Genomic DNA, 9682 nt, shown 5'->3' with positions numbered 1-9682 from the left:
CGCCGACGAGATCCTCGCCGCCGTCAAACGCTTCTGCCAGAAAACAATGAAGCGAACTTCGGATTCAGGTGACTAGGTAGCTCTCTAGGTAGCAGCACGCGAATCCCCCATCGAGCCTGGTCAAGCGCTACGCTCCAGCGACCCAGGAGCCGGACTGCGGGCGAGCAAGTGGGACCTCAGGGCTTAAGCGAGTCGAGACCACACCTGCCGACCATTGCGACGGCTAATTCCACTCTGCTTCGATCCAGCATGCTACCTTTGAATGGCCACCACGAGCCTCTGGCTTCGCAGGGATGTCGGGACCGCTAGGGCACCAGAGCTCCGATCCAGATCACCCGACCGACGATGTCGACGCCCTTACGCTGGATGCCGGGCCAGCTAGGATATGCCGGGTGGTCGGTGAGCACGGTCAGACGGTTCTTCATGGGGTCGATCGCTATCCGCCTCACGAAGATTTCAGAGGAGCCACGGATGGCATAAAGGCCTTCACGCAAGCCCTCCTGGTTGCGCACTCGCCTAATCATCACCTCGTCGCCATTGCAGAGAGTAGGCTCCATCGCCTCGCCGACTATTGGCAGGATTGCGACGCTGGCTGGCTGATCACACAACCGAGCTAGCCAAGCCGCATCGACCAGACGCCATTGTGGGCGTAAGCCACTGCCCGTCCCGTCCAGCATAGGGACTTTGACTATGGACCGCTGCCCAACTGCTGGCCCCTCCTTTCCGCCCAGCACTTCCGGGGGAACGTCAAAATGCAATGCCAGCAGAGCTATGTCACTTTGGTCAAGGCGGGCCGGTGAGCCTCGTTTGATGAACTGTTGGATGTATGCCGAGTTTCTTCCGAGAAGACGCGAAATCGACGCGTAGGTCTCGCCTCGCTCGGCAATCAGGCCATCCAACGCCTCACGCGGCTCCATCCTATCATCTCCTGCGATTTCCTACCTGTCTATCACGGCCCTGAGGACGATTCCTAGTCGGCCAGCGCACGGAAGCTCATTACGAGTACCGAGAGAAACGAAAGTCGCATTGGAATAGAATGTCACGGTACCAGCGCTACTGGGTCGGCCTCGACGCCGGACACCTCGAGACCGCCATCTGCCTTGTAAATTCCGATGGCTTCGCATTCTTCGAGGCTAAGACTGAAACCCGCGCCGCTCCCATTCGGGACATCCTTCGGCGGTTTGGCGTCGAACCAGTCCAGTCCGTTACAATCGAGGCCGGAGTTGGCACTCAGATGGTTCGGGATCTCCGTTCGTACGGCCTTCCTGTTCAAGTCGTCGACGTGCGCAAATCGAGCAAGTTCCTGGCGATCCGACGGCAGAAGACTGATGCAAATGACGCCAAAGGTCTCGCTGACCTCGGCCGACTGGCCCCGGCAACAGGCGCACAAGTTTTCGTCAAACCGGTAGAGCATCAGGACATCCGGATCATGATCAACATCCGTCGAACCCTGCTAAAACACCGAGCCAAGACAGATGCCCTGCTCCAATCCATATTCAGATTACATGGCGGCAGCATCAAGCTCTTGAATGGGCGAGGCTCGCTCGCGGCTGAGGTCGCGAACCAACAGAGGCTCTTACGCACGAATGGCGTGACCATTGGCATCGATCTGGATCCTTTGGTCAGCATGGGAGAAACCCTGCGATCACATATTTCAGATATGGACCGCGAGATGCGCATGATGGCCGCTGCCATTCCGGCTTGCGCTAGATTTCAGACAATTCCTGGCGTTGGTCCAATCACGTCGCTGTCGTTTTACAGCGCTGTCGGAGACCCATACCGTTTCAAGCACAATAGGGATGTTGGGCCTTATCTCGGCCTCACGCCAACTCTGTATCAGTCCGGCGTCACCGCGCGCCGCGGCCGGATCAGCCGACACGGGAATAAACTGACCAGAACGCATCTAATCACAGCCGCCACTGTGCTGCTTTGTAGCATTCAAGCCGAAAGTTCATTGCGCTCCTGGGGGCTTCAGCTGGCAACAAAGATCGGGTTCCTCAAGGCTCGGGTTGCCGTTGCAAGGAAACTCGCCGTCCTCATGATAACCATGTGGAAGACTGGCGAGCCGTTTGCGCCAGACTATCACAGACCTCGGTTCCTCCAATCGGAGGAGGCAGGCTTTGACCCCGTTCAGATTTCTGGGACCTAGATCCCGTTGTAGGTAATTGGGCCAAGCCTGCCGTCAGGTTTCACACTCACTCCCGACAGATCCTCATAATGTTTCAAAATAAGAACATTATCCGCCATTTCAGCGTTAGGGGGTCAAAAATGAAACATTATGGGCCGATGGAGCGCATGGCGGACCGGGCGACAACGCGGGTTTTCCGTGGCGTGTATCGGCGGAAGCTAGTCTGACAGCGCGACTGCAGGAAATGCCAGATTGCGTGCAAGAGCCTCAATCTCGTCGCGCCACGCCAGCTTGTCGAGCCACGACTGCCGAATTGAAGATGCGCCATAAATCGCACCGGCCAACTGGCCGGCGATGGCAGCAGTGGTATCGGCATCATCACCGAGGTTAGCTGCCAACAGCACGGCTTCATCGAAGCTCGTGGTGTTGGCAACGGACCAGATCGCTGCTTCGAGGCTGTGCGCCACGAAGCCGCTGCTGGAAATCTGATCCCTCACTTTCCCACGCCAGCTACCGGCCATGATTGGGCCGATCTCAGGTCCATATCGGCCCCCTGGAACCGCCAGGGCCGCATCAAAGTCGGCGCCTAGGATCGCCGCCCGCAAGACGAGAGCATAGGTGTCCCGCGGCTTGAACTCGAGGGTCGTGCCCAAAGCATCGCCGACCGCCAGACCAATTAGACATCCAATGGACCGATCGTAAATGCGCTTGATCGCTCGAAGGTGATCTTCCTGTGCTCTCGTCTCGATAGCGCCCGGCCTGATCTCTCGCACTTTAGCGATTGCGGCATTGGCGTCTGTGATGCCGAGTTCGATGAGCAGTCTCGCTGCCACTGTGCCGGCTCGGCCCAGCCCTCCCCGGCAATGGATAAAGATGCTTTTCCCGTTGGTGAGGAGACTGCGCAGTCGGGCTCCGGCCGTGTGCCATCGTTGCTCGAATTCCTCACCAGGCGCCGTGACGTCGGGGATCGGGAGATGAAACCATTCCATCCCGCGAGCAGCAACGGCAGTCTCCATATCTGCGACCCCCAGCAGCTCGATTTCGTGCTTTTCAATAAGAGAGACGACAGCGGCGGCCCCCCACTCACGCACCGCGTCCAGATCCGCCGCAAGGTCACGCTTCCACTCAAAGCCAGCGAGCGCAGGCCCTTGTTTACCGGGACAAAAGGAGATGCCGATGCGTCCTGACGCGGCCGAAAGGGTTGGGATCTGGATCGGATCAGTGGTGCTTGTTCGAAGATTTCTGCTCATGGCGCTTTGATATGAGCCATGTACGACATTATCGGTCGCACGTGTTTAAGGGCATCCTACAGTTATTGGTTGGCGCAAAGAGGGAAGCCGGACTTTCATCCGGATTTTGTCTTCTTTGCTTTTGGCTGGCCCGCCTTCCCAGACGGAGAGACCCGGATTTGCAAATGCCCTGTTTCAGTTCTGCGTGATTCAAAGCTGCCTGCCTTCTCGACCAAATCGCTCAGCTTGCCTTCACCATAGGTTCGGGGGTCAAAGTCAGAGGCGAGCGCTGCAAGGCGTTGGCCCACCCGCCCAAGAGGCACCCAGCCGCCTTCATCATCGAGCTGTGAGATCGCAGTTCGGATCAAAGGGGCCGCAGCAGTGGGCGACTTCTTTGCGCTGGCCGGACGAGCATCCTGTCGGCCTGGCTCATCTGACGTTGGCGCCTCTGGCAGCAGGTTCTCAGTGTAGATGAAGCGGCGACACGCTTGTCGGAAGCTCTCGGGAGTTTTCTGCTCTCCGAAGCCGTAGACATCTATCCCCTGCTCACGGATACGCGATGCCAAGCCGGTAAAATCACTGTCGGAAGAAACAAGGCAAAACCCGTCGAACCGACCGGTATGCAAAAGATCCATCGCATCGATGACCAAAGCGATATCCGAAGCATTCTTGCCGCTGGTGTACGCAAAGTTCTGGTGCGCCTTGATCGCATGAGTGGCGAGAACGTCGGCCCAAGATTTGAGCCTGGTACCGGAGAAATCGCCGTAAATGCGGCGAACGCTTGCCTCACCGATCTTTGCAATCTCTTCAAAGAGGCGCGGTGCGATCCGAGAGGATGCATTGTCTGCGTCAATCAAGACAGCAAGTCGTGGTGTGCGAGGTTCATTGGCCATTTTGCAACATTGCCCCAATATCCATTAATCAGCCGATAAAACGTGCAAGGCGGCGGCTGACAACAGCCTGATCTTGAGGGGTCCTGAGCAGGCGCTTGGCCCTATCGTGCGCGAATTCATCCACATTGAGAACAACTAGACTGTAGCCATGCCTCGGCAGCAAATCGGCGCGGCGCTCATCATACATACGGCGCTGTTCGCCTCGAGGCACACCAGAAACCGTTGGCTTATCATCGAAGAACCCGACACGTTCTCGGTGTTGGCGCTCATGATATTCGACGACGAGCCCGAGAGCTGGATAAAAACCATCGACAGGCAGTGGCTTCCGGCACCCACGCCAATCTGGATCACCGGTCAAAAAAGGAAAGCAATGCTGCCGGACCGCCTTTAGTCCGAGAACTACGTCACAGAGATCGAGCACGTAATGCTCGTCCTTAATTGCCGTCCGGGAAACGTGTTGCGCCGCCTTTGACATCGACCGGAGGTGGGAGCCTCCCCCGCACAGGCCCGCCATGACCCTTTCCATGTCCTGGTGCTGATCGCTGCCTCGCACGACCTCCCAACGCCCGTTATGCGGGTGCCAACCAAGGCTCGCAGCTCTGAGGGCAGCGCGAAAGCGCTTGGGATCGATTCCGCTTGCGAGGGCCATATCGACGGCGGTGATCAACTGGCCGGGAATTGTCATGCTCAGTGTCCCCCGAAACCACGGACCATTGCTCCCTCGATGCCAGCCCAGTCCTGCTCGTGTGACCCGCAATTGTTCGGCATGCCCACCTTGGTCAAACAGCCTTTCGGATAGGTATAGCTGTCGATCCGCCGCTCCGGCTCCTCGCACCAGGTGATGTTGACCGCCCAGAATTTCGGGAAGAAATAGAGGCTCGAATAGGGCAGGTGATCGTGGATCCACCAGGCAAGCTTGCGCCAATCCCCCTCTGCTTGGAATGTGTCCCAAAATGCCGGGATGACGACGCAGGCCGTGGCGCCCATCCGGCCTTTGGCATCGCGTCGATCCCAGATGTGTCCGGCGAAGTTGGCTTCGTTGGATGCACAATTGTACCCGCTCTTCCCTGCGGCCTGCATCTCGTTGCCCAGCCCGTTCACTTCGCACGAGCGAAACGCGGAGCGGACGGCGATGCGGCCGAACCTTTCCTGCAGAGGCTCGAGCAGTTGTTCGCAAAGCCTGCTTCCTGCAGCGATCGCCAGATCGGGATCGTCAGGCACGTTGTTCAGCCCATGAACTGCTGCAATGTCGGAGAACAAGAAATCGCGCATAAAGAACGACTTCGACAACCGAACGCGGCCGAAGTCCGCTAGCGCAGAAACAGAGTCGGGTTTTCTCATTCACCTGCCCTAACATCATGCTGCGTCAAAAGCGGTCGCAGGCATGCGCTGGCCGCATCCAATCTCTCTCGCATAGCCGCTTGGAGCGCTTCGGGGCCTTCGATCACGACCTCCCCGCCCCATGTAAAAAGATGCTCGGCAATTTCGCGGAGACCGCCAGCTCTGAACCTTACGATCAGGCCATCATCCGTTTCTTCCAGTCGGCGACGCGCGCGTAGCTATTGATGATCAGCTGCATCCGGTCACCGGCATGGGCAAAGATGATGGCGCGGTCGGGCTGCCGAATGTCATCGGCGGGCGAGTTCCGGATATTCGCAGCCAACTTTTAGACCGCCTCGGCCACAGAGTGACCGTAAATACCACTGACGCCAGCGAACGGAAGAACGCCGTCTTCCTCGATGCGAAGAAGCCGATTATATTTTGCTAGCCGCTCGCTGCTGCGCACCGAACCGATTTTGATCTGGCCCGCTCCCAGCGCGACCGAAAGGTCGGCGATAAAGGTATCTTCCGTCTCCCCGGAGCGCGCCGAAACAACCGCCGCAAAACCTGCGGCTTTCGCCGTGGCCGTCGCATCGATCGTGCCGCTCACCGTGCCGTTCTGATTGAGCTTGATGAGCGCGGCATTGGCCGCCTCCTTTTCGATGCCCATCCGGATACGCTCGACATTGGTCACGAACAGGTCGTCACCGACGATCTGGCAGTTGGGCAGTACCGAGGCAAACCGACGCCAGTTGTCCCAGTCGTCCTGATCGAGCGGATCTTCGATGGACACTACCGGATAACGGCGCGCCAGGTCGAAAATGAAGTCCGCCATTTCAGCACCCGAAAAGGTCTTGCCCTCGCCGGCAAGCCGATAGCTACGGTCCTCGAATAATTCGCTCGCCGCGACATCCAGGGCAATCGCAGCATCGTCGCCCGGCCGCAGCCCGGCAGACTCGAACGATTGCACCATCAGCTCCATTGCCTCTTCGGCTCTGCCGAACCCAGGGCTAAGCCCCCCTTCATCGGCAAGCAGCGTGGTTAGGCCACGGTCCTTCATCAGCCTGGTGGAGGACAGACGCACGTGCGAAATCATCTCCAGCGCTTCGCTGTAGGACTTCGCACCGACCGGAATCATCAGAAAATCCTGAAGGTCCATACCTCGACCGGCATGGGCTCCCCCGCTCAATATATTGGTCATCGGCATCGGCATCGACGGAACTGTGCTAGCTAGATTGGCAAGATGGCGATAGAGCGGAACACGCTCATGCTCGGCGGCCGCGCACGCCACCGCCATCGAAACTGCGAGGACTGCATTGGCGCCAATCCGTTCAAGTGATGCGGTACCGTCGGTATCACGCATGATCGTGTCGATGGCTTCCTGATCCAGCACCGACTGTCCGCGGATCGCGGAGGCCAGTTTTTCATTGACGTTCGCGACCGCCTTCTTCACCCCGAGACCGTCATAATGCGCGGGATCCCCGTCGCGCAGTTCACAGGCCTCATATATACCTCTGGAGGCTCCAGAAGGCGCGCAAGCCCGGCCAAAACTGCCATTATCGAGCGTTACATCCGCTTCGACGGTGGGCCGGCCCCGGCTATCGAGAATTTGTCGCGCGCGAACCGACGCGATACGTGCGGTGGATGTCATTCTTGAAGCTCCGGAATCATGAAAAAGTCGGAAGTCTGGGGAGCCTTCTCGAAGGCAAACAATTCGATGGCTTTTGCCTCGATAGCCTCGGTATCAAGCCGGACCAGATAGTCCGCAGGAGATTTGCCGAAAAGCCGTGCCAGCAGCAGACAGCCCGTGATATTAGCCAGTCCAGCATCCAAAACGGATAGACCATTGATGCGATATGCGTCGAGAAAAGCTCGAATCGCCGCTCCCAGTTGCGCGGGGTGACCATCCGAAAGAGCCGATTTGAGCATCAAGTGCGTGAGGCAATAGGCAACATCGAAACGCGGGTCGCCCCAATGTGTTACTTCGAAATCAAGAACCACGACGTCTTTGCCATCGGCCAAGATATTCTTCGGGCTATAGTCACCATGAACCAGCGCCTGTCTGCGGCCCAGCATTTCTTCCGCGATTTGACGGATACGCGAAGAATATTCAGGCTTGTTTGCCGCCACATATTCGAAGAACGGATCGACGCGCAGTTCGCGGAAAAACTGGAGATCGCGAAATTCCTCGGCGAGTTCAGACTGCTGGGCCGAACGGCTGTGAAACTGTCCCAATATTTCTCCGACCCGTGCCGCAGTTGCCAGGTCGACCTTGCCGCCCATCAGGTCGGACTTCCAGTTGCTCAGCCGGGGATCGACGAACCTCATTGCAAAGCAATTTTCATCCGGACGCACCCACACGATTTCCGGCACCGTCTCCTTACCGCCGACGCTGCCAAACGCCTCAATCGCTGCAACCTCGATCATCGCGCGCGCCGGGTCGGAAAACCAGTCCGCGGCTACCTTCAGCTTGGCGAGCGCCTTTTTGATCACCAGCGGCCCATCGGGCGTATCAACAACGCGCACGTCGCTTGCGACGCCGCCTTCCAACGGGACCCCTTCTTCCAGTTCAGACATGAGGTGTGTTCCGCGCGTGTTCGGGCCGCTCGCCGTTTAGCGCCCTGACTGCTTCCTCGCAGGCGCGACGGCGCAGTTCGGCCATCGATGCATCGGAAGCATAGGCAACGTGCGGCGTCACCGTGATCAGCGGATGCTTCAGGATCGCTTCCGGCGGACTCGGCTCTCCATCGACGACATCGAGCGCGGCACCCCGAATCTGACCTGCGTCAAGGGCGGCGAGCAATGCGACGTTTGATACGATTGGGCCGCGGCTCACGTTGACGATCAACGGTTTTTTGCCCGTGGCGGCAAGAAAGGCCGCATCGACAAGCCCCGTGGTTTCGGGGAGCAACGGAACATGCACGATGATCACATCGCAATCGGCTTGTATTTCATCGATGGACGAGCCGGACGATATTGAGGCATCCGGGCTGAAATGGGGATCATAGGCCAAAACCCGACAGCCCATCGCCTTGAACTTGCGCGCGGTCTCCCGGCCGATCCTGCCATAGCCCAAAATCCCGATGACCTGATCGGCGGTGCGGAGCAGGCCAATTGAGTTCGAGTCCCAACCCGCTTTTCTGGTCGCAGCATTCAGGCGTGAGATGCCCCGGCAATAATCGAGCACGAAGCCCAGTGCATGGTCGGACACTTCCTGAACGCAATAGTCGGGCACGTTGGTTACCCACGCGCCGCGCGCCGTCGCGGCCTCCACATCGATATTGTCGAGGCCCACACCCAGCCGCGCAACTATCTTCAGCCCTGACGGTATCTCGATCGCCTTGCGTGAAACGGGCGCCCAGCATGTGACGATCGCCGCCGGCGAGCAGCTCGCGACCATTTGCTCGATATCTTCAGCCGAGCCTGCAACTTCCGGCCCCGCGACCAGACGATATCCTGCGCCTTCGACAATCGCCGTTTCAATCTCGAGATCAGGCCAAGGGTGATCCGTCAGCAATACGCAACCCACGCCACTCTTGTCTGAATTACTCATCTTTCACCGAACATCCTCAAGAACCCTTGGCGGCTTTGTCTCGACAAACCCATTCACAGCGAACGCAAGGCTGCAGGCTTTCAATTCAACGGTGATTTACCTAGCGCTTCGGACGGCTGAAGCTGAAAGCGTTTGTCAAGATGGCAGGTATCGTTTCGAATGAGCATCGGCCGCTATTGCGATATTCGCGATGTTGGTGTGCGCGCCCTAACCAGGAACCCCTCATTTCGCCTTAGCACACTTACTTTCAATTGTTGAAGAATCGGCATGCGAAGCATCGTGCTCTTTGCTGACTTCCAGCATCAACTGCCGCAACCAGATCATCGTCGGGTGTGTATCGTTATAGCTATGCCATTGCAGCGCCACTTCGATCGAAGGTACCTCAAAAGGCAGAGGGTAAATACGCAAAGGCAGCCCGCGCGCATAAATTTCTGCCAAGCGTGTATGAACGGTCGCCAAACGGTCCGTATTGACGACATGAAAGGTATAAACGGCGGAGTAAAAATGTACCACTGACGGGTCTTTTGGGGTCCGTTCATTTCGGAGTAAAAGTGTACCG

11 protein-coding genes and 1 pseudogene are annotated in these 9682 nt (G+C 58.0%); 1 reads left to right on the top strand and 11 read right to left on the bottom strand.

The window, feature by feature from the left end:
* Positions 1-305: 305 nt before the first annotated feature.
* Positions 306-917, bottom strand: coding sequence for a S24 family peptidase (locus L3X40_RS19640; protein ID WP_237367092.1), 612 nt, complete (start codon positions 915-917; stop codon positions 306-308).
* A 119-nt stretch (positions 918-1036) separates the two neighbouring features.
* Here L3X40_RS19640 and L3X40_RS19635 point away from each other — a divergent pair, with 119 nt between their 5' ends.
* On the top strand, positions 1037-2149 hold the full coding sequence (locus L3X40_RS19635; protein ID WP_237367091.1) for an IS110 family transposase: 1113 nt from the start codon (positions 1037-1039) through the stop codon (positions 2147-2149).
* Between the two features lie 197 nt (positions 2150-2346).
* Here the strand turns inward: L3X40_RS19635 and L3X40_RS19630 are convergent, their stop codons facing one another.
* The 10 genes and pseudogenes from L3X40_RS19630 to L3X40_RS19585 all read right to left on the bottom strand — a co-directional run.
* Entirely contained in the window at positions 2347-3378 is a 1032-nt protein-coding gene (locus tag L3X40_RS19630) for an ADP-ribosylglycohydrolase family protein (protein ID WP_237367090.1), read from the bottom strand.
* 95 nt (positions 3379-3473) lie between these two features.
* Positions 3474-4250 (bottom strand): NYN domain-containing protein, encoded by a 777-nt coding sequence (locus tag L3X40_RS19625; protein ID WP_237367089.1) that lies wholly within the window; start codon positions 4248-4250, stop codon positions 3474-3476.
* Between the two features lie 28 nt (positions 4251-4278).
* Positions 4279-4935, bottom strand: a complete 657-nt coding sequence (locus tag L3X40_RS19620) for a hypothetical protein (RefSeq protein ID WP_237367088.1) — start codon at positions 4933-4935, stop codon at positions 4279-4281.
* Positions 4936-4937: 2 nt separating this feature from the next.
* A complete protein-coding gene (locus tag L3X40_RS19615) occupies positions 4938-5591 on the bottom strand; it encodes a hypothetical protein (protein ID WP_237367087.1) in 654 nt (217 codons plus the stop codon).
* The gene (locus tag L3X40_RS19610) at positions 5588-5767 is read right to left on the bottom strand and encodes a hypothetical protein (protein WP_445177217.1); all 180 of its coding nucleotides are present in this window, start codon (positions 5765-5767) and stop codon (positions 5588-5590) included. The genes L3X40_RS19615 and L3X40_RS19610 overlap by 4 nt, the downstream gene beginning before the upstream one ends.
* Entirely contained in the window at positions 5767-5913 is a 147-nt protein-coding gene (locus L3X40_RS19605; RefSeq protein WP_237367086.1) for a hypothetical protein, read from the bottom strand. Before L3X40_RS19605 ends, L3X40_RS19610 begins: the two co-directional genes overlap by 1 nt.
* Positions 5914-5916: 3 nt before the next feature.
* Positions 5917-7221: a phosphopyruvate hydratase gene (gene eno, locus L3X40_RS19600; protein ID WP_237367085.1), complete on the bottom strand. Its 1305-nt coding sequence runs from the start codon at positions 7219-7221 to the stop codon at positions 5917-5919.
* Positions 7218-8147 (bottom strand): phosphotransferase family protein, encoded by a 930-nt coding sequence (locus tag L3X40_RS19595; RefSeq protein WP_237367084.1) that lies wholly within the window; start codon positions 8145-8147, stop codon positions 7218-7220. Before L3X40_RS19595 ends, eno begins: the two co-directional genes overlap by 4 nt.
* Entirely contained in the window at positions 8140-9123 is a 984-nt protein-coding gene (locus tag L3X40_RS19590; protein WP_237367083.1) for a C-terminal binding protein, read from the bottom strand. Before L3X40_RS19590 ends, L3X40_RS19595 begins: the two co-directional genes overlap by 8 nt.
* Before the next feature lie 222 nt (positions 9124-9345).
* A pseudogene (locus tag L3X40_RS19585) lies at positions 9346-9682 on the bottom strand (hypothetical protein); the annotation flags it as partial.

It is taken from the genome of Rhizorhapis sp. SPR117 (genome assembly GCF_021742065.1).
Note: the sequence above shows the minus strand (reverse complement) of the source record. Positions and strands in the feature narration are given on the sequence as shown.

Excerpts from the sequence above, each read along its gene's own strand:
- L3X40_RS19630 (WP_237367090.1), bottom strand. The coding sequence starts at position 3,378 with ATGAGCAGAAATCTTCGAACAAGCACCACTGATCCGATCCAGATCCCA.
- L3X40_RS19625 (WP_237367089.1), bottom strand. The coding sequence starts at position 4,250 with ATGGCCAATGAACCTCGCACACCACGACTTGCTGTCTTGATTGACGCA.
- L3X40_RS19635 (WP_237367091.1), top strand. The coding sequence starts at position 1,037 with ATGTCACGGTACCAGCGCTACTGGGTCGGCCTCGACGCCGGACACCTC.
- L3X40_RS19615 (WP_237367087.1), bottom strand. The coding sequence starts at position 5,591 with ATGAGAAAACCCGACTCTGTTTCTGCGCTAGCGGACTTCGGCCGCGTT.
- L3X40_RS19640 (WP_237367092.1), bottom strand. The coding sequence starts at position 917 with ATGGAGCCGCGTGAGGCGTTGGATGGCCTGATTGCCGAGCGAGGCGAG.
- L3X40_RS19620 (WP_237367088.1), bottom strand. The coding sequence starts at position 4,935 with ATGACAATTCCCGGCCAGTTGATCACCGCCGTCGATATGGCCCTCGCA.
- L3X40_RS19595 (WP_237367084.1), bottom strand. The coding sequence starts at position 8,147 with ATGTCTGAACTGGAAGAAGGGGTCCCGTTGGAAGGCGGCGTCGCAAGC.
- eno (WP_237367085.1), bottom strand. The coding sequence starts at position 7,221 with ATGACATCCACCGCACGTATCGCGTCGGTTCGCGCGCGACAAATTCTC.
- L3X40_RS19590 (WP_237367083.1), bottom strand. The coding sequence starts at position 9,123 with ATGAGTAATTCAGACAAGAGTGGCGTGGGTTGCGTATTGCTGACGGAT.